Here is a 24,040-nt window from a genome sequence, read left to right as displayed (position 1 = left end):
ATCAGTGGAGAATTTCCACGGCCCGTCCGAATCCATCATGGAACAGGCGCGGCCCTCGCGGACGAGAATTCACGGTGCCCCCCATGTCGATACGCTGCGCGACAAGAACATGTTCTTGCATACCCCTAAAAGTCCGGACTATATTCCATACACCTGTCCAGACACTGTGGGAGTAGTTCATGAGCCTTCTGACCGCCGATAGTTCGCAGCTCCTCATCGGAGGTGAGCTGCGGCCCGGGGGCGGCGGCACCTTCGACACAGTGAACCCCGCCACCGAGGAAGTCCTCGGCCATGCCGCCGACGCCGACAGCGCCGACCTCGACGCGGCCATCGGCGCCGCCCGCACCGCGTTCGACGACACCGACTGGTCGCGCGACCACGCCTTCCGCACCCACTGCCTGCGCCAGCTGCGCACCGCGTTGCAGGCCAATGCCGAGGCATTACGCGAGATCACCATCGCCGAGGTGGGCGCGCCGCTCATGCTGACTCGCGGCCCCCAGCTCGAAGGTCCGGTCGACGATCTCGAATACGCCGCCGGACTCGCCGAAAGCTACGCGTGGGAGACCGATCTGGGCACCGCGTCGCCGATGGGCATCAAGAGTTCGCGGGTGCTGCGACGCGAGGCGATCGGCGTCGTCGGCGCGATCACGCCGTGGAATTTCCCGCACCAGATCAACTTCGCCAAACTCGGCCCCGCCCTGGCCGCGGGCAATACCGTCGTCCTGAAACCCGCACCGGACACCCCGTGGTGCGCGACCTCGGTCGGCGCGATCATCGCCGAGTACACCGATATCCCGCCGGGCGTGGTCAACATCGTCACCTCCTCGGCCCACGAGATCGGCAGCGCGCTGACCAGCGACCCACGGGTCGACATGATCAGCTTCACCGGCTCGACCGCCACCGGCCGCGCGGTCATGACCAATGCCGCCGCCACACTCAAGAAGACCTTCCTCGAACTCGGCGGCAAATCCGCGTTCGTCATCCTCGACGACGCCGATATCGCCGCGGCCGCGGGATTCGCCGCCTTCTCGGTCTGCGTGCACGCCGGACAGGGGTGCGCGCTCACCACCCGTCTGCTGGTCCCCCGGGCCTCCTACGAACAGGCCATCGAGGCCGCCGCCGCGACCATGGGCGGTATCCGGCCGGGCGACCCCACCACACCGGGCACCATCTGCGGACCGCTCATCTCCTCGGCCCAGCGCGCCCGCGTGGAGCACTACCTGTCGCTGGCCCGCGCCGAAGGCGGACGCATCGTGGTCGGCGGCGGGCGGCCCGCGGGACTCGACCGTGGCTTCTTCATCGAGCCCACCCTCATCGCCGATCTCGACAACGGGTCCACCGTCGCGCGCGAGGAGATCTTCGGGCCGGTGCTGGTCGTCATCCCGCACGACGGCGACGACGACGCCATCCGCATCGCCAACGACTCCCCCTACGGGCTGTCCGGTTCGGTGTGGGGTACCGAACCCGCCCGGATCGACCACGTGACCAGCCGCATCCGCACCGGAACCCTCGGCGTCAACGGCGGCATCTGGTATTCCGCCGACGCGCCGTTCGGCGGCTACAAACAGTCGGGCAACGGACGTGAGATGGGCGTCGCCGGTTTCGAGGAGTACCTCGAGACCAAACTCATCGCCACCTCCGGATGATCCGGCCGATCGCCACCGCCGGGTAGCCGGCTCATCGCCGGGGTTCACCCCGGAACGACCCATTCGTTCGCATCACCGATCAGCAGGAGCTGGTACATGTCTCGTTTCACCGGAAAATCCGTCATAGTCACCGGTGCGGCCCAGGGCATCGGGGCCGCCTACGCCGCTGCGCTGGCCGCCGAGGGCGCCAAGGTCGTCGTCGCGGATCTCAACGCCGAAGTCGGCACGGCCACCGCGGAGAAGATCGTCGCCTCGGGCGGCACCGCGGTCTTCGCCCGGGTCGATGTCTCCGATCCCGAATCCGCGGTCGCGCTCGCCGAATTCACCGTCGCCGAATTCGGCGGCATCGACCACCTGGTCAACAACGCGGCCATCTACGGGGATATGAAACTCGATCTCCTGCTCACCGTCCCGTGGGACTACTACAAGAAGTTCATGAGCGTGAACATGGACGGCGCGCTGAACGTGACCCGCGCGGTCTGGCCGCATATGCGGAAGAAGGGCGGATCGATCGTGAACCAGTCCTCCACCGCCGCCTGGCTGTACTCGGGCTTCTACGGACTGGCCAAGGTGGGCGTCAACGGGCTCACCCAGCAGCTGGCCACCGAACTCGGCGGCAACATCCGGGTCAACGCCATCGCGCCGGGCCCCATCGACACCGAAGCCACCAAGAACGTCACCCCGGGATCCATCGTCGACGACATGGTCAAACGCCTGCCGCTCAAGCGCATGGGCACACCGGACGACCTGATCGGCGCCTGCCTGTTCCTGCTGTCCGACGACGCGGGCTGGGTCACCGGCCAGATCTTCAATATCGACGGCGGACAGATCTTCCGCTCATGACCGACAACACGCCCCCAGAGATCTCCGAGGTCCGCAAGCGCGGACTCGCCAAGATGTCCCAGGTCTACGGCTGGGAATTACGGGACGGGCCCGGCGAGCATTTCGCGGTCACCGCCGACCATCTCTTCGCCGACATCTGGTCGCGTCCCGCGCTGTCGGTGCGTGACCGTCGCCTGCTTCTGCTCGGCGCGCTCGCCGCGCAGGGCCTTTTCGATGTCGCCGATATCCAGGTGGGCGCGGCCTATCGCAACGGCGAACTCGACGAGACGCAATTGCGCGAGGCCGCCCTGTTCCTGTGCCATTACGTCGGCTGGCCGCAGGGCACCGCCCTCGACGGTGTCGTCGGCTCGATCGTCGGCAAGGAGAAGAAGAAGGTGCGCACCGGCGATCGGCTGCGCTACGGCATCGTGCTGTTCACCAGCGACCGCGGCATCACCCCGGCCGCGGCCGCCCGCGCGGCCGAGCAGACCGGTTTCCATTCCTTCTACGTCCCCGAGCACACCCATATCCCGGTGCGCCGCGACGCCGCCCACCCCCAGACCGGCGACGCGAGCCTGCCCGACGACAGGTATATGCGCACCCTCGATCCGTGGGTCGCGCTGTCGATGGCGGCGGCGGTGACCGACCGCATCGAACTCGCGACGGCGGTGGCGCTGCCGGTCGAACACGATCCGATCACCCTGGCCAAGACCATCGCCTCGCTCGATCACCTGTCCGGCGGTCGCGTCGTCCTCGGCGCGGGATTCGGGTGGAATACCGACGAGCTCACCGACCACGGTGTTCCGCCGGGTAAGCGTCGCACGGTGCTGCGCGAGTACCTGGAGGCCATGCGCGCGTTGTGGAGCGAGGACGAGGCCAGCTATTCCGGGGAGTATGTCCAGTTCGGCCCCAGTTGGGCGTGGCCGAAGCCGCCGCAACGGTCGGTGCCGGTCCTCATCGGCGCGGCGGGGACCGAGCGCACCTTCCAGTGGATCGCCGAATCGGCGGACGGCTGGATCACCACGCCGGGCGAAACCGATGTCACCGCTCGACTCGAATCGTTGCAGCGTATCTGGCGTGAGGCCGGTCGGAAGGGGCGTCCGCGCGTGGTCGCGCTGGATCTCAAACCGGATAAAGCGCGCCTGTCGGAGTGGGCGGAGGCCGGGGTCACCGACGTACTGTATGGATTGCCGGACAAATCCGATTCCGAAGTGCGGGCATACCTGGATCGGCTGTCGGGCAAACTGCCCGATATCGAGTTGCCCGCCGACGGAGGAACCCTCTAGTGCGCATTGCTTTGTTGTCCTACCGCAGCAAAGCCCACTGCGGCGGCCAGGGTGTCTACATCCGCAGGCTGAGCACCGGGCTGGTCGAACTCGGTCACGAGGTGGAGGTCTTCTCGGGTCCGCCCTATCCCGAGGATCTCGACGACCGGGTGCGGCTGACCCGGGTACCGAGCCTGGATCTCTACCGCGATCCCGACCCGTTCCGCACACCGCGCCCGAGCGAGATCCACGACCGGATCGATCTGCTGGAACTGGCGACCATGTGGACGGCGGGCTTCCCCGAACCGCGCACGTTCAGCCTGCGGGCCGCCAGGCTGCTGCGCGCGCGGGCCAGGGAGTTCGACGTCGTCCACGACAACCAGTGCCTCGGCTCGGGACTGCTCGACATCCAACAGCTACTGCCACTGGTCGCGACCATCCATCACCCGATCACCAAGGATCGCGAGGTCGATCTTGCCGCCGCGATCTGGCGCAAGAAACCGCTCGTGCGCCGCTGGTACGGCTTCCTGGGGATGCAGCGGCGGGTGGCGACCCGGATTCCGGATCTGCTGACCGTCTCGTCGTCGTCGGCGGCCGATATCGTCGCCGATTTCGATATCGCGCCCGAGCAGTTGAAGGTGGTGCCGCTCGGTGTGGACACCGAACTGTTCACCCCGGGCGCCGGGCCGCGCCATCCCGGGCGGATCGTCGCGGTGGCCAGCGCCGACAAACCGCTCAAGGGGATCAACCATCTCCTCCAGGCACTGGTACGGCTGCGGGTGACCCACACGGTGGAACTGCAATTGGTCGCCAAACTGGAACCGAACGGCGCCACCGAGAAGGCGATCGCCGAACTCGGTCTCTCCGATATCGTCAACGTCCGCAGCGGGCTCACCGATCTCGCACTGGCCGAACTGCTCCGGTCCGCCGAAATCGCCTGTATCCCTTCGCTGTACGAGGGATTCTCGCTGCCCGCGGTCGAGGCGATGGCCAGCGGGACACCGCTGGTCGTCAGTCGGACCGGCGCGCTGCCCGAGGTCGTCGGCGAACCGGGGGTGTGCGCCGAACTCATCGAGCCGGGCGACCACCTCGAACTGGCCCGCGCGCTCGGCGGACTGCTGGATGCCCCGCAGCAGCGGGCCCGCATGGGGATCGCCTGCCGCGAGCGGGCGGTGTCGGTCTTCAGCTGGGAATCGGTGGCCGCCCAGACCGCGCAGGTGTACCAGCGGGCCATCGACCGTCGTTCGGCCCGCTCCGACGACGACATCGCAGGAGGACAGTCGTGCTGACCGTCGATTTCGATCGTCTGGGCATCGGCCCAGGGACCCGCGTCATCGACGTCGGCTGCGGCGCGGGCCGTCACTCCTTCGAGGCCTACCGCCGCGGGGCCGACATCATCGCCTTCGACCAGGACGCCGAGGAACTGTCCGGGGTCGATCTGATGCTGCGGGCCATGGCCGAGGCCGAGGAGGCGCCGGCGGGAGCGGCGGCGCGGACGGTGTGCGGCGACGCGCTGGCCCTGCCGTTCGCCGACGGGGAATTCGACTGCGTCATCGCCTCGGAGATCCTCGAGCACATCCCCGAGGACGACGCGGCCATCGCCGAACTCATCCGCGTGCTTCGCCCCGGCGGCACGCTGGTGGTGACGGTGCCGCGCTGGCTGCCCGAACGGGTGTGCTGGGCGCTGTCGACCGAATACCACAGCAACGAGGGCGGTCACGTCCGCATCTATCGCGCCGACGAACTGCGCGCCAAGATCGGCGGGCGCGGTGTGCGTTTCGCCCATCGCCATCACGCGCACGCGCTGCACGCGCCGTACTGGTGGCTCAAATGCGCTGTGGGCGTGCGCAAGGACGACCACGTGCTGGTCCGCGCCTATCACCGACTGCTGGTCTGGGACATGATGGGCAGGCCGCGCACCACCCGGCTGGCGGAGAAATTGCTCGACCCACTGGTCGGCAAGAGTGTCGCGCTGTATTTCAGCAAACCGGTGGTCGACCGTGTCGCGGCGTGAACTGCCGTTCGTCCCCGGGGTACTGAGCAGGCGGCAGAGTCTGCGGACCGGTGAATCCATCGCCGCCGAACAGGAACCCTCCGGCGCCATCCCGTGGTTCGGCGGCGGGCATACCGATCCGTGGGATCACATCGAATCGGCGATGGCGCTCAGTGCGACCGGACTGCTCGACGAGGCGAAAGCCGCCTACCGGTGGTCGGCCTCGACCCAGCGGCCCGATGGTTCCTGGCCGAGGCAGTTCCGGCTCGGCGTCGTCGAGGACGCCGGTACCGAGAGCAATTTCTGCGCCTACATCGCGACCGGTGTCTGGCATCACCTGCTGTGCACGGGCGATACCGACTTCGCCCGCGAGATGTGGCCGACGGTGCGCGCCGCCATCGATTACGTCCTGGAACTCCAGGGTGAACACGGCCAGATCTATTGGGCGCGTGACGACAACGGAATCTTCGACGAGGCGCTGCTGACCGGATGTTCGAGCATGCACCACAGCATCGGCTGCGCGTCGGCGCTGGCCGGGGCGCTCGGCATCGAACGCCCCGACTGGGAATCGGCCCGCGCGCGACTGGGTTCGGCGATCCGGCAGCGTCCGGAGGTCTTCGCGGTCAAGGACCGCTACTCGATGGACTGGTATTACCCGATCCTCGGCGGGGCGATCACCGGTGACGCCGGTCGGGCCAGGATCGCCGAGCGGTGGCGGGATTTCGTTGTCGGCAATATCGGCATCCGCTGCGTCTCGGATCGGCCGTGGGTGACCGGGGCCGAAACCTGCGAACTGGTCATGGCGCTGGACTGTCTCGACGAGCGCGCACGCGCGCTCGATCTGTTCGCCGCCATGCAGCATCTTCGCGAAGCCGACGGTTCCTACTGGACCGGACTCGTGTTCGCCGACGGTAAACGCTGGCCCGAGGAGCGCACGACGTGGACCGGCGCCGCGGTCGTGCTCGCCGCCGACGCCCTGTCGCGCGCTACGCCGGGCAGCGGGATATTCCGCGACGCCGTCTTCCGGGACGCGGTCGCCGGGGTCACGTCGACGGGCGCCGGATACGTCATCGCCTGAATCCGGTGCCCCGCTGGTTCAGGCCGGCGCGGGCGCCGCGATCCGTTCGAGAACGCGCAGCGAACCCGTGCAGGACATTTCGCGGAATTCGCCGCTGTCCAGCGCGCGCCGGTAGATGCCGTAGGGGGCCTGACCGCCGTCGTTCGGGTCCGGGAAGACATCGTGGATGGCCAGGGCCGAGCCGAGGGCGACCCATTTCGCCCAACCCTCGTAGTCGCGCTGCGCGGCGATCTCGGTGTGGCCGCCGTCGATGAAGAGCAGCGAGATCGGCGCCCGCCAGATCGGGGCGACGCGCACGGATTCGCCGACGATCGCGATCACGGTGTCGTCGAGTCCGGCGCGGACCATGGTCCTGCGGAATTCGGTGACGGTGTCGAAGCGTCCGGTCACCTCGTCGACCAGCGCAGTGTCGTGGTATTCCCAGCCCGGCTGGTGTTCCTCGGAACCGCGGTGGTGGTCGATCGTGAACACCTGCGCATTTCGTGAACGCGCGGCGGCGCCGAGCCATATGGCGGATTTACCGCAATATGTGCCGATTTCCACGATCGTCCCGTCGGCCGAATATCGCAGGGCCGCCTCGTAGAGCGCTTTGCCCTCCTCGAAAGGCATGAATCCGGGAACATCCGCCGCCAGATCGGCCCACTGTGAAATATCCGACGATCGAACAGAACTCGACACCATATCGTCGACCTAACCCTAGGTCCCTGAGCACGGCATTCGCGAAAAATCGAACCGCGTCGTCAGGGAAAATATGAGCGGAGCGTATTGCTCCCGACCAGGCATAACAGTATCATCCAGACACATGTCCAGAGGCGATTCCAAGACTGTCGAAGCCACCCGTAGGCGCTTGACGGGAAAGCAGGCCGACACCGTCGAAAAACTCACAAGAGCCGCGGTGGAGGTCCTGTCACGCGAGGGTTTCGCCGGCATGACCATTCGTATGGTCGCCACCGCGGCCGGGGTGGGCACGGCCACCGCGTACACCTACTTCTCGTCGAAGGAACATCTCGTCGCGGAGATATTCTGGCGCCGTCTGCGCAACACGGATTCGCCCGCTTCCGACGATGCCGACCCGACGGTGCGCGTGGTGGCGGAACTGCGCAGCATCGCCCTGCTCGTCGCCGACGAACAGGAATTGTCCGGTGCGGTGAACAGTGCACTGCTCGGTCGCGATCCCGATGTCGAACATCTGCGCGTGCGCATAGGGGCGGAAATTCGCAAGCGTATTTCCCGCGCACTCGGAGAGGATCCCGATCCGGAAGTCGTCGAATCGCTGGAATTACTGTATGCGGGCGCGCTGGTCAGAGCGGGCATGGGTTACGAATCGTATTCGGATATCGCGGATCGCCTGGAGCGGTCCGCGTTGCTCCTGCTGAAATGAATGTCAGGTCGTGGCGGGGTCGGCGGACAGCGCGGGAAGTATGTAGCGGCGCACATGCCGCCGCACCGACGCGGCGTCGTCCGGATCGATGGCGGTGCTCGGCATCGTGCCGAGGCTGATCAGCAGCCGCGCGACCCATTCCGACACCTCCGCGAGGTCGTGGCCGGGATGGATCTCGCCGCGCACCGCCGCGGCTTCGACGTAGGGACGCCAGAACGAGGCCAGGTCGGGGACGAAACCCGAGACGCCCGCACCGGCGCAGACCGCGAATTCCCCCGGTTCGTCCAGGCGCAATCGCATGAGCAGGGTGCCGGGGTCGTCGTAGGCGCCGCGGCCGATACGCACACCGGCCGTGACCTGCTCACCGAAGGTGTCGAGCGTGTCCAGTTCGGCGCGAGCGTCGGTCCAGAAGGCATCGGTCAGCCGGACGATCGCCGCGCCGAGCAGGGCCGTCTTGTCGGGGAAATGCCGGTAGAGCCAGGCACGCGAAACCCCCGCGGCCTCGGCGACCTCGCTGACCGTCGTCGCCCGGATCCCCTTGGTCGCCAACAACTTCTGCGCGGCGTCGAGCAGCCGATCCACCACCGTCGCCGTCGGTGCTTCGGTCACGCGCCTCGCTCTCCGGTTCGGCGTTCCCGAGGGAACGACATCGAGTTTCCCGAAAACCCTAGCAAGTTGTGGACAGATCTGAGAATGTGACTACTAGTAGACACTCTTCAAATTCTGTCTACTGCTCGGCTCGGAAGGATCGGGATATGTATCAACCGCGGACCGCGGTCATCGGCGCCGGTATCAGCGGACTCACCGCGGGAAAGATGCTCAACGACTACGGCGTGCCGTACGTGTGTTTCGAGTCGTCGGACCGGGTGGGCGGCAACTGGGCCTTCGGCAATCCGAACGGGCACAGCAGCGCCTATCGATCGCTGCATATCGACACGTCCAAACATCAACTGTCGTTCCGGGACTTCCCGATGCCCGAGAAGTTCCCCGACTTCCCGCACCACACCCAGATCAAGCAGTACCTCGACGACTACTCCACCGCGTTCGGCCTCGGCGAGCACATCCAGTTCGAGAACGGTGTCGAACACGCCCGCCGCCTGCCCGACGGCGGTTGGGAACTGCGCACCCAGCGCACCGGAACCCAGTACTTCGATCTGCTCGTCGTCGCGAACGGCCACCACTGGGATCCGCGCTACCCCAGCTTCCCCGGCGAATTCACCGGAACCACCATGCACGCGCACCACTACATCGATCCACGCACGCCGATGGATTTCACCGGAAAACGGATCCTGGTGGTCGGCCTCGGCAACAGCGCGGCCGATATCGCCGTCGAACTGTCCTCGAAGGCGCTACAGAACACGCTGAGCCTGTCCACCCGCTCCGGCGCGTGGATCGTGCCCAAATACATCGCGGGCAAGCCCGCGGACAAGTACTACCGGACCAGCCCGTACATCCCGTATTCGTGGCAGCGCAAGATCGCTCAGTGGGGCCAACCGCTCGCCGCGGGCCGCCCGGAGAACTTCGGCTTGCCGACACCCAATCACAAGTTCTTCGAAGCGCATCCGACCCAATCGGTGGAACTGCCGCTACGCCTCGGATCCGGTGACGTGCTCCCGAAACCCGATATCGCGCGTTTCGACGGGCAGACCGTGCATTTCACCGACGGCACCGCCGACGATTTCGACGTGATCATCTACGCCACCGGCTACAACATCACCTTCCCGTTCTTCGATCCCGAATTCCTCAGCGCGCCCCACAATCGGATCGACCTGTACAAGCGGATGTTCGTGCCGGGGATCGAGGACTTGGTCTTCGCCGGGTTCGCCCAGTCGACGCCCGCGCTGTTCCCGTTCGTGGAATGCCAGGCCCGGCTGATCGGCGCCTACGCGGTCGGCCGGTACCGGCTGCCCGAACCGGAGCGGATGCGCGAGGTGATCGTCTCCGATCAGCAGCACTACACCGGGCATATGCTCGACCGCCCCCGCCACACCCAGCAGGTCGACTACTTCCTCTACGAACACGATATGCGGACACGCGAACTGCCCGCGGGCGCGCGGAGATCCCGCGTCCTCGGGCCGCCGAAGTGGGCCGCGGTCAGTGACACGGTGACGAACACGGGAGTGCGACAGTGACGAAGGACTATCGGGAAATCTCGTTCGAATCACACGGAACCAGGTGCGACGCCTGGCTTTTCGGTGCCGACGGCGCCGACCGTCGCCCCGTGGTCGTCATGGCGCACGGTTTCGGCGGCACCAAGGATTCCGGTCTCGCGCCGTTCGCCCGACGGCTCGCGGCGGCGGGTGTCGCGGTATTCGCCTTCGACTACCGCGGTTTCGGCGCCTCGGAGGGCGAACCGCGACAACGGGTCTCGATGACGGCGCAGGTTCAGGACTACCACGCCGCCATCGTCGCGGCCGCGCGGCAACCGGGCGTCGATGCGAAGCGCGTTGTGCTGTGGGGTATCTCGCAGTCCGGCGGCCACGCGCTGACGGTGGCGGCGGACCGATCCGATATCCACGGCGTCATCGCGATGGTGCCGCTGGTCGACGGACTCGCCGCGGGCCGCACCGCGCTGACCCAGATCGGCGCCGCCGCGATGGCCCGATCCACGGTGACCGGGGTGTGCAGCGCGCTGGCCGGGCGGTTCGGCCGCACCCCGACGATGATGCCGCTGGTCGGCAGACCGGGCGAACACGCCGCGCTCACCGCCGACGGCTACTACGAGAGCTACCTCGCCCTGGCGGGTCCGACCTGGCGCAACGAGGTCGACGCCGCGGTCGGACTCGAACTGGGCGGATACCGGGCCGATCGCAAGGCCGACCGCATCACCGCCCCGGTTCTCGTGCAGATCGCCGATTTCGACCGCGCCGCACCACCGCATTCCGCGACGAAGGCGGCCTTCAAGGCGAAGGCCGAAGTCAGGCACTACCCGTGCGACCACTTCGACCTCTTCTCGGGCAATCCGTATTTCGATGCCGCGGTCGACCATCAGGTGCGCTTCCTGCGCCGTCATCTGCGGCTGGACGCAGCCGTTCCAGCGATCGAGGAGTCGGTATGAACGTTATTGACGGAAGCGCGGACAAGCGCTCGGCGCTGGTGATCGGCGGCGCGTCGGGCATCGGTTTCGCCACCGCGCGCACCCTGGCGGCGGAGGGTTATCGGGTGGTGATCGCCGATGTGAACGAGGCGGGCGCTCGGGACGCGGCCACCCGACTGGGCGGCGAGGTGACCGCGATCGCCATGGACGTCACCGACGAGGCATCGGTGCAGCGAGGATTCGAGGCCGAACAGGGCGTGCACGCCGTGGTCGACTGCGCCGGACTCTCCATGCCGGGCACACTCACCGAACTCGAACTCGCGCACTGGCGCACCACCATCGACGTCTGTCTGACCGGTACCTTCCTCGTCCTCAAACACGCGGGCAGGCAGATGGCAGACGGCGGCAGCATCATCTGTATCGCCTCGCTCAACGCACGCCGGCCCGGCACCGGCATGGCCGCCTACTGCGCCGCCAAGGCGGGCGTGCTGATGCTGGTCGAGGTCGCCGCACTCGAACTCGCCGAACGCGGTATCCGCGTCAACGCGATCTCCCCCGGCCTGGTCGACACCCCGCTGGTCGCGGGGGCCGCGCTGGTGCCGGGCCTGATCGAGGAATACCTGGAGAACACCCCCCTCGGCCGCAGCGGACAACCCGAGGAGATCGCCGACGCGGTGGCCTGCCTCGCGTCGAGCCGAGCGTCCTGGATGACCGGGTCAACCATCGATCTGAACGGCGGCGCGCACCTGCGCAGATACCCCGACGTCGTCGGCCGGGTGAAGGCGATGATGGAACAGGCCACGCCATAACGGCAGAAGCTACCGACCGATGTCCAGCGGCTGACCCGCGGTTCCGAGGACGGTGACTACTGTGTTCGTGGAATATCCCACGACATCGAGGAGAGTCATGTCCGACGACGGCAGTGTCGATCCGACGGCCGGTCCGGTGGTGGTCGAGGTGGGCGAGGTGGTGACGGCGATCGTTCGGGGTGAAGTGGCGGTGAGCGGGCTGCGGGACTTCTTCGACTCGTCGTTCCAGGTGCTGCCGCAGGTCATCGGCGAGCAGGGGGCGACGATCGTCGGGCCCGCGTACGCGCTGTTCCGGTCCATCTCCGAGGAATCGTGGGATCTCGATGTGGGCTTCGCCGTGGATCGGGAGTTGCGGCCGCAGGGTGAGGTCGTCGCGGATCGACTGCCCGCGGGGCGGGTCGCGCGGGTGGTGCACGTCGGTGGCTTCGACGGACTCGGCGACGCGTGGGATCGGCTGGGATCGTGGATCGAGGAACAGGGCGCCAATGCCGGGCCGGTGCGGTGGGAGGTCTACCACACGCGGCCCGCTCCCGATATGGATCCTTCGCTGTTGCGCACGGAACTGAACTGGCTGATCAGTCCCTCCTGAGGCGGCGGGTCAGCGCGGGACGGGTTCGCCGACCTCGTAGGTGGTCGACCGGGATTCGCGTCGCCACAGGGTTCCTCCCTCACCCGCGGTCGCGCCTTGCTGGACGAGTGCGCGTTTGAGGATTTTGTTGGTGGCCGTGGTGGGTAGGTCGGTGGCCAGGCGGACGAATCGCGGCCAGGCCTTGGGTGAGAGGTCGGCTTGCTCGCCGAGGAAGGCGGTCAACTCGCCGGGTGTGAGAGAAGCGTTGTCGCGCAGGACGATCGCGGCCATGACCGCGTCACCGACGTGTTCGTCGGGTACGGCGTAGACCGCGACTCGGCTGACGGCGTCGAGGCGTTGCAGGATCCGTTCGATCGGCCCTGCGGCGAGGTTCTCTCCGTCCACGCGCATCCAGTCCGCGGTGCGTCCGGCGAGGTAGATATATCCGGCGGTGTCCTTGTAGGCCAGATCACCGGACCAATACAGGCCACCGCGGGTGCGTTCGGCGGTGGCGGCCTCGTCGCCGTAGTAGCCCATGAACAGGCCGGTGCCGTCGGCGTTGACGAGTTCGCCGATGGCCTCGTCGGGATTGGTCAACGCGCCGTATGTGTCGAAGAGCGCGGGTGGGCATTCGGTGACGGTCCGCGAGTTGTACACGGCCACACCGGGATAGCCTTTCCCGATCGACCCGGGCGGGGTGCCGGGCTCCCGGGTGATGATGATCGCCAGTTCGGTCGAGCCGAATCCGTCCCATACCGTGCACCCGAAACGGCGGGTGAATTCGTCGATGTCGCGGTCGGTGGCCTCGTTGCCGAACGCCACCCGCAGCGGGTTGTCGGCGTCGTCGGGTCGCTGGGCGGTGGCGAGGATGTAGGCCAGGGGTTTGCCGACGTAGTTCATATAGGTCGCGCCGTAGCGGCGGATGTCGTCGAGGAAGGTCGAGGCCGAGAATTTGGCCGGCGCCATCGCCGCTCCGCTGACCAGCGCGACGCAGTAGCCGCCCAGGATCGCCGCGGAATGGAACAGCGGCATCGACAGGTAACAGACGTCCTCGGCGCCGATACCGAATCGCTCGACCAAGGGCGGGCCCGCGAAGGGCACCATCATGTGCGCCAACCGCACCGGTTTCGGGTTCCCGCTGGTGCCGGAAGTGAAGATCAGCATGAACGGGTCCGACGCGCCCGGCACACTGTACGGGGTCAATTCCCCCGCACCGGCCAGCAGTTGCGCCCAGTCCGGTGAGGACAGGTCGAACACGATGACACCGTCGATGTCGAGCCCCTCGAGCAGCCCACGATGCTCGGCGTCGGTCAGCAGGATCTGCACATCGGCGCGCCGGATGTCGTCGGCCAGGGCCGCACCACGGCGGGTGTTGTTGACCCCGACCGTGACGTACCCACCCAACGCCCCGGCCGCGAGGCTGGTCAGCATGTCCGGGGTATTGCCCAACAGCGCGCCCACATGCATCGGGCGCGCGGGATCGGCGACCGACAGGATAGCGGCGGCCCGGCCACGCGCCTCCGTGATGTGCTCACGCCAGGTCCAGGTCCGTCCGGAACAGGTGATCGCGAGGCAATCATCGTCGGCTCGCGCGAGCAGAAGTTCGGTGACCGTTGCAGCCATGGGCACAATCTAGAACGGGTTCCAGGAATCTGTATACAGATTCGAAAAATTGTCTACTGCCCCGTGTGACGGTCACTTCCGGGGCGCGTCGCCGTAGACCACCAACCAGATCGCCCGACCCAACGCGGCGGCCAGCGCCTCGTCGGCGATTCCCGAGGACGGCGCGAACGCGACGGTGATCGACCGCTCCACCATCGACGTCAACACGATCGCGGTCGCCGCCGGATCGACCGAGGCATGGATCAGGCCGCGCTCACGATCCGATTCCAGTCGCGCGCGAACCATGTCGACGAAGGTGGCGACCCGCTCGCGCCAGTACGCGCCGACGTCACGGTCGTAGGCGGCCACCTCGCTCAGCGCGAGCAGCAGATACCGATGCTGCCGAAAGCCCGCGATCATCGCGCCGATCGCCGCGACGACCCCGGATTCGTGGTCGGCGTGCTCGGTCTCCCACCACTGCTCCGCGGCGGCGAACAGATCCGCGGTGGCCAGGTCCGCCATGCGGATCAACAGTTGACTCTTGTCGGGAAAGTACCGATAGAAGGTCGATCTGGCCGCCTGCGACGCCACCGCGATCTTCTGCACCGCGATCTCGGTGTAGGGCGTGCCGTCCGCGAGCAATTCCTCGACGGCGCGCAGCACGCGCTGCTCGAAATCGGCTCGGCGATCGTCGGACTGCTTGCGCGACGCCCGTGGCACGCGGGTCAGCGACGACATTCGCAGTCCACTGGCCACCGCCCGGCCGCTGCGCGCGGCGATCGTCCGATCGAAGGGTCCATGGGGCCCATTGTGCCGTGACCGTTTCGTCGTTGACATTCGGCGGCCTTCGAAACACCATGTATCGGACATAGTGTCCGATACAAGTTTCGACGAGGCGATGACGATGAACGAGTCCCCCGTTACCCGCGTCGAGGACACCGATGTCGTCGTGGTCGGCGCGCGTTGCGCCGGATCGGCCACCGCGATCGCGCTCGCCCGCGCGGGCCGTCGCGTAATCGCCCTGGACAGCGCCGTTTTCCCGTCCGACACGCTGTCGACGCATCTGCCGTGGCCCGCCGGCGTCGCCGAACTCCAGCGACTCGGCGCGCTCGGGCGAGTCGAGGACGCGGGCGCGCCGCACCTCACGCGGGCACACGCCGACGGAGCGGGCCACGTGATATCGACAGCGTTCACCCCCGTAGACGGAATCGGCTACGCGATGTGCGTCCGGCGCGTTCGCCTCGACGCCGCGCTGGTCGCGACCGCCCGCGCGGCGGATGTCGACATCCGCGAGAAATGCCGTGTCCTGGAACTCATCTGGGAGCGCGGACGCTGCCGTGGGGTCCGCTATCGCGACCCCGAAGGCAAGATACGCGAGGTGCGCGCCGCTCTCGTCGTCGGCGCCGACGGACGGCGCAGCACGGTGGCGCAACTGGTCGGCTCGCGAGAACCGTTCGCGGACAAGCCCAGTGGGCGCGACTGCTATTTCGCCTACTGGCGCGACAGCGAGAACGCGCAACGCCACATCGCGGCGCAGTGGCGCGCGAATCCCGTTCCCCGGCAATCGCAACGGCGTCGCCGACAATCTCGTGCGCGTCGAGGGGGCGGTGGCCGGATTCCGTGGCAGGCCACCGATCTTCGCACCGGTGGAAGCGGGATCACTGGACCAGCTGACACTGGAACTGTTGCAGAACAGCATCATCGGCGCGTTCAGCTTCATCCCGGAGTTACCGCCCGCCGAACTCGCGTTCTTCGCCGAACAGATGATGGTGTGGTTCACCTCGAGTCCCGAACGCCGTTTCGGGCAGTGGGAGTACGTCACCTGGGAGCAGATCATGCACGCGAACGGCAAGTCGCGCGCGTATCAGGATTACCTGGTCAACGCGCTGACCCGCATCACGGTCGCCGCGAAACCGCATCTCAGCTCCGCGCGCACCATCGGCACGATCGGCGAGGCCCTCGTACTCGCCGCGACCGGACTCATCCCCCAGTTCTCCGGCGGTGTCGACCGCGTCCTCAACCGCCCCACCAACGAGGCCTGGATCGATCCGTGGGTGGATTATCTCGGCGGGCGCGGGGTCCGATTCGTCCTCGGACAGCGGGCGACGACGTTGCGGCTGCGTGACGGCGTGATCGGTTCGGCCACGGTCGTGGATTCGCGTGGCGTCGCCTCCACGGTGACCGCGGACTGGTTCGTCTGCGCGATTCCGGTGGAGCGGGCCGTGGACCTGCTCGGCGACGAGATCATCGACGCCGACCCGCGACTGGCGGGTATGCGCGAACTCCAGACCGATTGGATGGTCGGGATCCAGTACTACCTGACCTCGGCGACCGAGATCCCCGAAGGCCATATCGCCGCGCTCGGCACGCCGTGGGCTCTCACCGCGCTACGGCAGGCCCCCATGTGGGTCGGCGATTTCGCGGCGCGCTACAGCGACGGCTCGGTTCGCGAATGCCTGTCGGTCGACATCTCCGACTGGGATTCGCCGGGCATCCTGTACGGCCGGTCCGCGAAACAGTGCACCGCGACCGAGGTCGCCGCCGAGGTCTGGGCACAGCTGTCGGAGTGGCTCAACACCGGAACCGATTGGCTGCGGCGCGAGGACATTCATTCCTGGCATATCGATCCCGGTATCACCTGGTCCGGCGGGACGACGCGCAACGCGACGCCGCTGCTGGTGAATACGGTCGGGTCCTACGATCACCGCCCCGACGCCCACTGCGCGATCCCGAACCTGTTCTTCGGCGGCGATCACGTCCGCAGTCATATCGACCTGGCGACGATGGAGAGCGCCAACGAATCGGGACGGGCGGCGGCCAACGCGATACTCGACGCCGCCGACAATCCGGCCGCGCGCGCGACGATCTTCCCGCTCGTGGCGTTGCCGATATTCGAACCGGCCAAACGGATCGACGCCGATCGGTTCCGGGCCGGGCTTCCCCACCTCTTGGAGGGTTGAGCCCGGCCTGTCGGGACCCGGGTCGGATCTAGCTCGCGGGAAGGAGCGCGGCGAGCCTGCGGATATCGCGCGCGGTCCAGATGGTCTCGGTGTGGGCGGTGGCCTCGACGAGTCCCGCCGCCCGCATGGCACACGAGGTGAACGCACGGGCCGCCACGCTCACCCGATGCCGCGTGGTCTCGGTGGCGTCGTCGAATTCCACCGGCAGTTCGTCACCCCAGAACATGGTCCTGGTCGCGCCGCGTTGCATACAGTCGAGCACCCCGTCACGCACCCGGTCGTCGAAGCTGTAACTGCTGGTCGCGACGGCGATGGTGTCCGCGCGCAGTTCGTGCAGCGGAGCGTCGAGTACCTGGTCGAGATCGACCACGAGCAGGCCGAGGATCTCCAGCGAGCGGATATCACGGTGGTCGGCGACGGCGACGGTGACTTCCCATCCCGCAGTGGTCATATCGAACATCCACCCACCCAGATCGCGCACGGCATCGGCCGCCGTGGGGGCGATGACGATGAGTCTGCGGCGCAGTGGACGGCGGTCGATGTCGGCCCGCCAGTCGGCAACGGATCGGAAGCCGATGCGGCGATCGACGGATTCTGCGATGTGTCGAGCCATAATTATCATTCCGTTCTCGTGCGATCACGACAGACCTGCCACCGAAGCGCTCCGCGCGCGGCGACCGTCGTACGGCATCGAGGCAGCACGAAGTCGGTGCCGCGGTCGCGGCGGGGTTCGGATGTCAGGCCGAGGGACATACGCGCGATGCTGAGGACTGGGGGTGCATCGGCTTCCTCGGACGCCTGTCGAAGGCAACAGTAACCGGGTTATCGCTTGCAATCCAGCCGTTGCGCATATCACATGTGTGATATCTGTCACACATAGCAGAAAGATAGCGGGAACGAGTCAGTGATTGTACGGCGACGAGTAGTTGGGGTCGATCTCGTTGACTCGACTTCCCGAACGCGCCGCGGTCGCGTCGACAGTATTGTCGTTGGTCAGGCGAAACACCGCCCGTTCCAGCGTCGGCAGGATCTCGGTGATCTCGATCTGCTTGTCGACGAATCGGCCGATCAGCGCGAACGACATATTTGCCAGTACGAGACCGACATCCTCCGCGTAGCGCGGATCAGCGGCCTCGAATAGCGGGATCGCGATAGGCATTACCGCGCTCACCCCCTGGTTGTCCAGGCCGTCGCCACCCGCCCCGTGGCGCGCACGGTAGTACGCCTCGAGCATCTTGGGGTTGTCCTCCCACGGGGAAAAGATGTAGGTCAGCAAGCGCATCATGCCGTCGTAGAGCGACTCGTTCGGACCGGGCGGCCTTACCGCCGAATACGCGTTGACGGCCATCCAGCGCCCGACGGCGGCCACGAGCAACGCGTCCCTCGTGGCGAAATGCTTGTAGACAGTCGCCAACGACATGTGGGCCCGCTTGGCCACCTCTCTCAGCTGGACGGCGTCGTAACCGTCCGACTCGAGCAGTTCGATCACCACGGCGATGATCTGCTCGCATGTCGCCTCGTCCCGTTGCCGACTCACGCATTCACCCTAAACGGCAGGTCACAGTAACTGCATTACTCTCGGCGAATTCGGTCGGCCGAATTCACACCCCGCGCCCACATCACGCCGATCCGGTCAGAACAGCGCGCAGTCGCAGCGTGTCGGCTTCGCTCCAGCCCGCAGGCGCGACGATGGCGGCCCAGGAATCGGCGATCGCGGCGTGGAAGGTGTGGCCGTGGCCGCCCGGGACATCGACCGATACCGCCATATCGGCGGAAACCTGAAAGAAGGTCACGACAGGGTACCAGCGCGTCGCGGGCAGGACGTCGTCGCCGCGTGGTTCGCGCAGCCAATCCGGTTCGCGGAACAGCAATTCCGGTGTCCACCAGGTGATGGGATCGGAGGCGTGCTGGAGATAGACCACGCGCCCGCTGGAATCCGCCCGCGCGCTCCAACTCGGCGACCGCGAGAGCGGCCTCCTCCTCCGGTGTCGGCGCCGACGCCAACCCGGTGTAGACGCGTACCGGCGTGCTCGCGGGTCGGCCGCTGGAGGTGGCCGGCTGCGCGGCGGTCGGTCCGCCCGCGACGAAGATTCGGCCCTGGCGACCGAGCGATTCCCAGGTCACCAGCGACCCGGGTCCACCGGAACGCTCCGGCCCCTCCGGTGCGTCGATCTCGGCGCCGATCTCGTTGTTCACGTTCTTGAACACGTCGTTGAGCAGCGTCATCCCCGCGTCGGCGACGACACCGTTCAGAATGCCGACGGTCCCGACGACCACGACCAGGCACGCGGCCACCACCGCGACCCGATCCGGCAGCACCCGGCCGAGCACACCCGCGATCGCGCGCGCCACCCACACCACCGCCCTCGCGGTCAGCAGCAATGCCGCGAAGATGATCACCGCGACGATCACGATGGTCGGATAGGCGCGCCAGGACAGACCGTCGACCTCCATGAGGGTGCGCAGCTCCCGCTGCCAGCGGGCGAACCACACGAAAACCCCCAAACCCGCCACCGCGAGCACGGCCAGTCCCGACCACACCGCCCCGTTGGGGCGCGGGGGTCGGCGGCGCACCATCCAGAACGCCACGGCCGCGAGCAGTGTCCCGATGCCGTAGCCGACGAATGCCGCGGCGCCCGACACGATGCCCTGGAACAGCGGTCCGCGTGGCAGCAGTGACGGCGTCAGCGAGATCCATGCCACGAGCAGGGCCAGCACCATTCCGGTGAACGACAGGCCGTGCGGATCCCGTGGCGACCGGGCGGCCTCGGACTCCGGTTCGGTCGGCGAATTCCGCACGCGCGGTCCTGAATCCATTCGCATTCCTTTGCGATTCGACCGGTCTCCCGCGCGACCGGCACGTCAGCGGGATATTCGCCACAGATCCGCGAGCAGGTTGCCACATGGTCGCCGCTGCGGACCGCACGCGCAAGCACCTCCGCCGGTGTCGTCACCGCGTGGTGCCCGGCCATCCTCGTGGTGCGTCGGCGCCGCACCGGGTATCCGCCCTACCATCGGTTTGTCCGAACGCGAAGGAGTAGACATGCCCGAGGGCAGCGCACACGCCGGGTCGGTTCTCGACGCTTTCGTCGCGAGTGCCGACTACCCGGTCGTCGTGGTGACGACCCGCAAAGGGCCACTGCGCGCCGGATGCCTGGTGGGGTTCGCCACCCAGGTGAGTATCGACCCGCCCCGTTTCCTCGTCGCCCTTTCCAAGAAGAACCACACCTACACCCTCGCCCGCGAGGCCCACCACCTCGCGGTTCACCTGCTCGACAGCCGACAGACCTCGCTGGCGACCCTGTTCGGCGCCGAAACGGGTGACGACATCGACAAATTCGCGCACTGCGACTGGCACCCCGGCCCCGCCACACTGCCGATCCTCGACGCCGCCGCGGGCTGGTTCTGCGGACGGATCCTCGACAAACACGATCTCGGCGACCACGTCGGCTTCGTCCTCGCGCCGGAAACCGGTTCCGCTCCGGCACCCGATATCACCGCCCTGCGTTACGACCGGGTGGCCGCGCTCGAGCCCGGTCACGAAGCCTGATCCGGGTCGCGGGAAATCGGTGGTCGCGATGCTCGGATGTTTGCCCGCCCCGAACCGGGCTATGCGGTAAGAGACCGGTCGATACCGAGACCGGTTCGCCTCAGGAAAGGGGATCTTCGTGAGCACCACCGACAAGGCGAAGAACAAGGCCGACGAACTCGCCGGTCAGGCCAAGGAGAAGTTCGGCCAGGTCACCGGCGACGACGAGAAGCGCAACGAAGGCAAGGCCGACCAGGCCAAGTCGAATCTGAAGGACGCGGGCGAAAAGGTCAAGGACGCGTTCCGCCACTGATCCACCGAAGACATCGCGGGCGCGCGGGTACAGGTCATCCGGACCTGTACCCGCGCGTCGTTCGTTTCGCTCGGGCAGCACGTTCCCGGTCATCGACGCGCTGGTTTCGCGCCACCACGCCGGGTACCCGCTGATGGAGGAGGTGCGAGATGCCGAAGGAATGGGCCGCGAGGGTCCGAAGGGGCCGACCAGGGATCAGCTGTACGACGAGGCCGGACAGCGCGGGATCGAGGGCCGCTCGACGATGAACAAAGCGCAGCTGGCGGCGGCGCTGGCGCGCAAGAAGGGGTAGCGGTCGGCGTCACGGACGAAAGGGGTGCGAACCGGATCGGTTCGCACCCCTTGTCGCGGGTATCGCGGTCAGTTGTCCTTCTGCTTGGCGGCCTGCCGCGCCTCGTTCAGGTCGGCGGCGGCACGCGCGGACTCCGCTTCGGCTTCCTTGCGGGCCGCCTCCCGCTGTGACGCGGCCTTGTCCTGCTGGGCCGAACCCTCGTCCTTCAGATCGCGGTCGCCGGTGACGGCGCCCGCCGCCTCCTTGGCCCGACCCTTGATATCCTCGATGACGCCTTCGACGGCCTCTCGGGGCCCACTCGCATGTTCAGACACATCTACCTCCGGGTCTCGGAACGGCTTACTCCGGTCGCATACCCGGTGGGCCGGGTTCAAACATGAGACGTCGCGGCACCACACCACAGAAATCGACTCCTACCTGCACCGACAGCTTCGCTCATGGTGAGAACCACCACCTTCGGGCCACGGTGCGGCCAGCAACACAGCCGCCCGGGTGGCCGACTAGCGACGGTGCACCCTGGCGCAGACCTGTTCGGTGAATTCGCTCATCGACGCCAACCCGCCGAGGTCGGCGGTGGCGATCCCCGCCTCGAACGCCGACGCGGCGGCATGCCGGATACGGTCACCCGCGTACCCGTAGAGCGCGTTGCCGTCACGGGTGCCGAGCCAATGCAGCAGCATCGCCGCCGACAGTTGCAACGCGACCGGGTTGGCGCGATTGTGCCCGGCGAGCCCGGGGGCGGCCCCGTGCACGGCCTGGGCCATCGCCCTGGTCGCCGAGCAGTTGAGCGAGGCCGCCATGCCGAGCGATCCGCTCAGTTCCCCCGCCAGGTCGGAGAGGATGTCGCCGAAGAGGTTCTCGGTGACGATCACATCGAAATCGCCGGGTGCGCGCACCAGATGCGCGGCGGTGGCGTCGACATGCTCCTCGAGTACCTCCACCCCCGGGTAGGCGTGTCCGATCTCGAAACACACGTCGCGGAACAGTCCCATGGTCATCGGCAGCACATTGGCCTTGTGCACGATGGTGACCCGTTTGCGCCGGGTAGCGGCGAGCCGGAACGCCTCGTGCGCGATCAACTCGCAGGCGCGGCGGGTCACCACGCCGACGGCCATCGCGATATCCGGGGTCGGCCGGAACTCCCCCGATCCGGCGTACATATTGCGATCGGCGTAGAAACCTTCACTGTTCTCCCGCACGATCACCAGATCGATATCGGGCGCGATCGCTCGCACGCCGGTGAACGCCCTGGCCGGGCGGATATTCGCGTAGAGGCCGAAATGTTTGCGAATGGCCCCGCCCGGTGCGACACCGCGCCGGTGTTCGTCCGGGTAGGAGACATTGTCGTGCGGTCCGAGAATCCAGGCGTCGAGACCCTCCAGTGCCCGCAGCGTCTGCTCCGGGACCGGATCGCCGTATTCGGCGATCGCGGCGTGGCCGACCAGCAGCGGCACCCATTCGATCGCGGGCGCGCCGACCGCGACCAGCGCCGCGTCCACCGCCGACCGGGCGGCACGCACCACCTCCGGGCCGATACCGTCCCCCTCGATCAGGCCGAGTCGTAGCGGTTCACTCACATGGTTCACCCGGTCATCCTGCCGCCGGGGCGCGTATGCGATTCGAACCGCCTCGCTGACACGCCGGGAGCGCTAGTTTCGGAAGACGATGGTGCAATCGGTCGAACTGCTACTGGACGACGCGGCCGACGCCGAGATCCGGCGGCAGTGGGAATCACTGGCACAGGCGGGCGTCACCGGCCCGTCCGCGCATCGCCGCGCCACCGATCGACCGCATATCACCGTGGCGGTGGCGCACGAGATCTGGCCGCGTATCGATCGCGCGCTCGAACGCTGCGCCTTCGCACCGATCCCGGTGCGCCTCGGCGGATTGCTGATCTTCGGGAAGCGGCGCCCGATCCTGGTCCGCCACGTCGTGCCGACCGAATCGTTGCTCGCGCTGCACCGCCTGATCCACCGGACGGTCGCGCCGTGTCCCGGGATCCCCGCGAATGTGCGGCCCGACGAATGGACCCCGCACGTCACCCTCGCGCGCCGGGTTCCGGTCACGGGACTGGGCGAGGCGATCGACGCCGTCGCCCACGATCGTGATTTCCCGGCGACCGTGGTGGGTATTCGGCGGTGGGACGGTGAGCAACGGCGGGCGTGGCTCGTCACCGACGCGACGGGCCGTACCGGACCGAGCACGCTCGAGGACGTGGAAGATAAACAGTGAGCCGGGCGTTGGAATCTGGCGACACACGAAACGAGAGGACGTCATGGCCACCCAGACGCTGACCCAAAAGAACTTCGATGAGGTAGTCACCGGAAACGACGTGGTACTCGTCGATTTCTGGGCATCGTGGTGCGGTCCGTGTAAGAGCTTCGCACCCACCTTCGAGGCTTCCTCCGACCAGCATCCCGATGTCGTGCACGGCAAAGTGGACACCGAGGCGGAGCAGAGCTTGGCCGCCGCCGCGAATATCCGCTCCATCCCGACCATCATGGCCTTCCGCGAAGGCGTGCTGGTCTTCGCGCAGCCGGGCGCGCTTCCACCGGCGGCGCTGGAGGATCTGGTCACCCAGGTCAAGGCACTCGACATGGACGATGTGCGCAAGCAACTCGCCGAGCAGCAGGCGACCGCCGAGTAATCGGCGTCCGACCGAATATCCCGACGGGCCCGCGAAGCCGATGCTTCGCGGGCCCGTCGGCGTAGGTGGCTCCCTGTTCGACCGCCCGGGAGAACCGG

Annotated in this window: 26 protein-coding genes and 3 pseudogenes; 19 read left to right on the top strand and 10 right to left on the bottom strand. The window is 67.3% G+C overall.

Annotated elements, in window-relative coordinates; genetic code table 11:
* The first annotated feature begins 179 nt into the window (after positions 1 to 179).
* The 7 genes and pseudogenes from OG225_RS04615 (at position 180) to OG225_RS04585 (ending at position 6,804) form a co-directional block, all read left to right on the top strand.
* The gene (locus tag OG225_RS04615; protein WP_405180532.1) at positions 180 to 1,646 is read left to right on the top strand and encodes an aldehyde dehydrogenase; all 1,467 of its coding nucleotides are present in this window, start codon (positions 180 to 182) and stop codon (positions 1,644 to 1,646) included.
* A 96-nt stretch (positions 1,647 to 1,742) separates the two neighbouring features.
* Positions 1,743 to 2,489 carry an SDR family oxidoreductase gene (locus OG225_RS04610; RefSeq protein WP_405180531.1) on the top strand — a complete coding sequence of 249 codons (747 nt, stop codon included), beginning with the start codon at positions 1,743 to 1,745 and terminating at the stop codon, positions 2,487 to 2,489.
* Positions 2,486 to 2,800 (top strand): annotated as a pseudogene (locus OG225_RS04605) (carboxymuconolactone decarboxylase family protein); the annotation flags it as partial. The gene OG225_RS04610 and the pseudogene OG225_RS04605, both read left to right, overlap by 4 nt.
* Before the next feature lie 81 nt (positions 2,801 to 2,881).
* Positions 2,882 to 3,754: an LLM class F420-dependent oxidoreductase gene (locus tag OG225_RS04600; RefSeq protein WP_405183196.1), complete on the top strand. Its 873-nt coding sequence runs from the start codon at positions 2,882 to 2,884 to the stop codon at positions 3,752 to 3,754.
* Entirely contained in the window at positions 3,754 to 5,022 is a 1,269-nt protein-coding gene (locus OG225_RS04595) for a glycosyltransferase family 4 protein (protein ID WP_405180530.1), read from the top strand. The genes OG225_RS04600 and OG225_RS04595 overlap by 1 nt, the downstream gene beginning before the upstream one ends.
* Positions 5,016 to 5,747, top strand: coding sequence for a class I SAM-dependent methyltransferase (locus tag OG225_RS04590; RefSeq protein ID WP_405180529.1), 732 nt, complete (start codon positions 5,016 to 5,018; stop codon positions 5,745 to 5,747). Before OG225_RS04595 ends, OG225_RS04590 begins: the two co-directional genes overlap by 7 nt.
* Positions 5,734 to 6,804 carry a prenyltransferase gene (locus OG225_RS04585; protein WP_405180528.1) on the top strand — a complete coding sequence of 357 codons (1,071 nt, stop codon included), beginning with the start codon at positions 5,734 to 5,736 and terminating at the stop codon, positions 6,802 to 6,804. Before OG225_RS04590 ends, OG225_RS04585 begins: the two co-directional genes overlap by 14 nt.
* A gap of 18 nt (positions 6,805 to 6,822) precedes the next feature.
* Here OG225_RS04585 and OG225_RS04580 read toward each other — a convergent pair whose 3' ends face one another.
* Complete coding sequence (locus OG225_RS04580) at positions 6,823 to 7,485, bottom strand: class I SAM-dependent methyltransferase (RefSeq protein WP_405180527.1); 663 nt, start codon at positions 7,483 to 7,485, stop codon at positions 6,823 to 6,825.
* Positions 7,486 to 7,606: 121 nt separating this feature from the next.
* Between OG225_RS04580 and OG225_RS04575 the strand changes: the two genes are divergently transcribed.
* Complete coding sequence (locus OG225_RS04575) at positions 7,607 to 8,185, top strand: TetR/AcrR family transcriptional regulator (RefSeq protein ID WP_405180526.1); 579 nt, start codon at positions 7,607 to 7,609, stop codon at positions 8,183 to 8,185.
* 3 nt (positions 8,186 to 8,188) lie between these two features.
* Here OG225_RS04575 and OG225_RS04570 read toward each other — a convergent pair whose 3' ends face one another.
* Positions 8,189 to 8,794, bottom strand: coding sequence for a TetR/AcrR family transcriptional regulator (locus tag OG225_RS04570; protein ID WP_405180525.1), 606 nt, complete (start codon positions 8,792 to 8,794; stop codon positions 8,189 to 8,191).
* A 146-nt stretch (positions 8,795 to 8,940) separates the two neighbouring features.
* On the opposite strand from OG225_RS04570, the gene OG225_RS04565 reads away from it, so the two are divergent.
* The 4 genes from OG225_RS04565 to OG225_RS04550 all read left to right on the top strand — a co-directional run bounded on the left by OG225_RS04565 (position 8,941) and on the right by OG225_RS04550 (position 12,620).
* Entirely contained in the window at positions 8,941 to 10,317 is a 1,377-nt protein-coding gene (locus OG225_RS04565; protein WP_405180524.1) for a flavin-containing monooxygenase, read from the top strand.
* The gene (locus OG225_RS04560; RefSeq protein WP_405180523.1) at positions 10,314 to 11,243 is read left to right on the top strand and encodes an alpha/beta hydrolase; all 930 of its coding nucleotides are present in this window, start codon (positions 10,314 to 10,316) and stop codon (positions 11,241 to 11,243) included. The genes OG225_RS04565 and OG225_RS04560 overlap by 4 nt, the downstream gene beginning before the upstream one ends.
* A complete protein-coding gene (locus tag OG225_RS04555; RefSeq protein WP_405180522.1) occupies positions 11,240 to 12,031 on the top strand; it encodes an SDR family NAD(P)-dependent oxidoreductase in 792 nt (263 codons plus the stop codon). The genes OG225_RS04560 and OG225_RS04555 overlap by 4 nt, the downstream gene beginning before the upstream one ends.
* Before the next feature lie 97 nt (positions 12,032 to 12,128).
* The gene (locus tag OG225_RS04550; RefSeq protein WP_216909274.1) at positions 12,129 to 12,620 is read left to right on the top strand and encodes a GyrI-like domain-containing protein; all 492 of its coding nucleotides are present in this window, start codon (positions 12,129 to 12,131) and stop codon (positions 12,618 to 12,620) included.
* Positions 12,621 to 12,629: 9 nt separating this feature from the next.
* Here the strand turns inward: OG225_RS04550 and fadD1 are convergent, their stop codons facing one another.
* Complete coding sequence (fadD1, locus tag OG225_RS04545) at positions 12,630 to 14,222, bottom strand: fatty-acid--CoA ligase FadD1 (RefSeq protein ID WP_405180521.1); 1,593 nt, start codon at positions 14,220 to 14,222, stop codon at positions 12,630 to 12,632.
* A gap of 72 nt (positions 14,223 to 14,294) precedes the next feature.
* Entirely contained in the window at positions 14,295 to 14,939 is a 645-nt protein-coding gene (locus OG225_RS04540; RefSeq protein WP_405180520.1) for a TetR/AcrR family transcriptional regulator, read from the bottom strand.
* A 160-nt stretch (positions 14,940 to 15,099) separates the two neighbouring features.
* Between OG225_RS04540 and OG225_RS04535 the strand changes: the two are divergent.
* Positions 15,100 to 15,588 (top strand): annotated as a pseudogene (locus OG225_RS04535) (NAD(P)/FAD-dependent oxidoreductase); the annotation flags it as partial.
* A 202-nt stretch (positions 15,589 to 15,790) separates the two neighbouring features.
* Positions 15,791 to 17,161 carry an FAD-dependent oxidoreductase gene (locus OG225_RS04530; protein ID WP_405183195.1) on the top strand — a complete coding sequence of 457 codons (1,371 nt, stop codon included), beginning with the start codon at positions 15,791 to 15,793 and terminating at the stop codon, positions 17,159 to 17,161.
* Positions 17,162 to 17,189: 28 nt separating this feature from the next.
* Here OG225_RS04530 and OG225_RS04525 read toward each other — a convergent pair whose 3' ends face one another.
* From OG225_RS04525 to OG225_RS04510, 4 genes and pseudogenes are all read right to left on the bottom strand, one after another.
* A complete protein-coding gene (locus tag OG225_RS04525) occupies positions 17,190 to 17,774 on the bottom strand; it encodes a hypothetical protein (protein WP_405180519.1) in 585 nt (194 codons plus the stop codon).
* Between the two features lie 288 nt (positions 17,775 to 18,062).
* Positions 18,063 to 18,698, bottom strand: coding sequence for a TetR family transcriptional regulator (locus tag OG225_RS04520; protein ID WP_405180518.1), 636 nt, complete (start codon positions 18,696 to 18,698; stop codon positions 18,063 to 18,065).
* Between the two features lie 82 nt (positions 18,699 to 18,780).
* Positions 18,781 to 19,083, bottom strand: coding sequence for an alpha/beta-hydrolase family protein (locus OG225_RS04515; protein ID WP_405183194.1), 303 nt, complete (start codon positions 19,081 to 19,083; stop codon positions 18,781 to 18,783).
* A gap of 72 nt (positions 19,084 to 19,155) precedes the next feature.
* Positions 19,156 to 19,882, bottom strand: a pseudogene (locus tag OG225_RS04510) (alpha/beta-hydrolase N-terminal domain-containing protein); the annotation flags it as partial.
* Between the two features lie 322 nt (positions 19,883 to 20,204).
* Here OG225_RS04510 and OG225_RS04505 point away from each other — a divergent pair.
* The 3 genes from OG225_RS04505 (at position 20,205) to OG225_RS04495 (ending at position 21,295) form a co-directional block, all read left to right on the top strand.
* Entirely contained in the window at positions 20,205 to 20,711 is a 507-nt protein-coding gene (locus OG225_RS04505) for a flavin reductase family protein (RefSeq protein WP_405180517.1), read from the top strand.
* 118 nt (positions 20,712 to 20,829) lie between these two features.
* The gene (locus tag OG225_RS04500; protein WP_405180516.1) at positions 20,830 to 21,003 is read left to right on the top strand and encodes a CsbD family protein; all 174 of its coding nucleotides are present in this window, start codon (positions 20,830 to 20,832) and stop codon (positions 21,001 to 21,003) included.
* A gap of 133 nt (positions 21,004 to 21,136) precedes the next feature.
* Positions 21,137 to 21,295, top strand: a complete 159-nt coding sequence (locus OG225_RS04495; RefSeq protein WP_405180515.1) for a hypothetical protein — start codon at positions 21,137 to 21,139, stop codon at positions 21,293 to 21,295.
* 68 nt (positions 21,296 to 21,363) lie between these two features.
* Here the strand turns inward: OG225_RS04495 and OG225_RS04490 are convergent, their stop codons facing one another.
* Positions 21,364 to 21,609 carry a CsbD family protein gene (locus OG225_RS04490; RefSeq protein ID WP_216909256.1) on the bottom strand — a complete coding sequence of 82 codons (246 nt, stop codon included), beginning with the start codon at positions 21,607 to 21,609 and terminating at the stop codon, positions 21,364 to 21,366.
* Positions 21,610 to 21,795: 186 nt separating this feature from the next.
* A complete protein-coding gene (locus OG225_RS04485; protein WP_405180514.1) occupies positions 21,796 to 22,881 on the bottom strand; it encodes an isocitrate/isopropylmalate dehydrogenase family protein in 1,086 nt (361 codons plus the stop codon).
* A gap of 79 nt (positions 22,882 to 22,960) precedes the next feature.
* Here OG225_RS04485 and OG225_RS04480 point away from each other — a divergent pair, with 79 nt between their 5' ends.
* On the top strand, positions 22,961 to 23,527 hold the full coding sequence (locus tag OG225_RS04480; RefSeq protein ID WP_405180513.1) for a 2'-5' RNA ligase family protein: 567 nt from the start codon (positions 22,961 to 22,963) through the stop codon (positions 23,525 to 23,527).
* A gap of 43 nt (positions 23,528 to 23,570) precedes the next feature.
* Complete coding sequence (gene trxA, locus OG225_RS04475; protein WP_216909250.1) at positions 23,571 to 23,942, top strand: thioredoxin; 372 nt, start codon at positions 23,571 to 23,573, stop codon at positions 23,940 to 23,942.
* Positions 23,943 to 24,040: the final 98 nt, after the last annotated feature.

The sequence above is a fragment of the Nocardia sp. NBC_01377 genome (assembly GCF_045040005.1).
Lineage (GTDB): Bacteria > Actinomycetota > Actinomycetes > Mycobacteriales > Mycobacteriaceae > Nocardia > Nocardia noduli.
The sequence above is the reverse complement of the archived record's forward strand: the minus strand, read 5'-3'. Positions and strand labels throughout refer to the sequence as shown.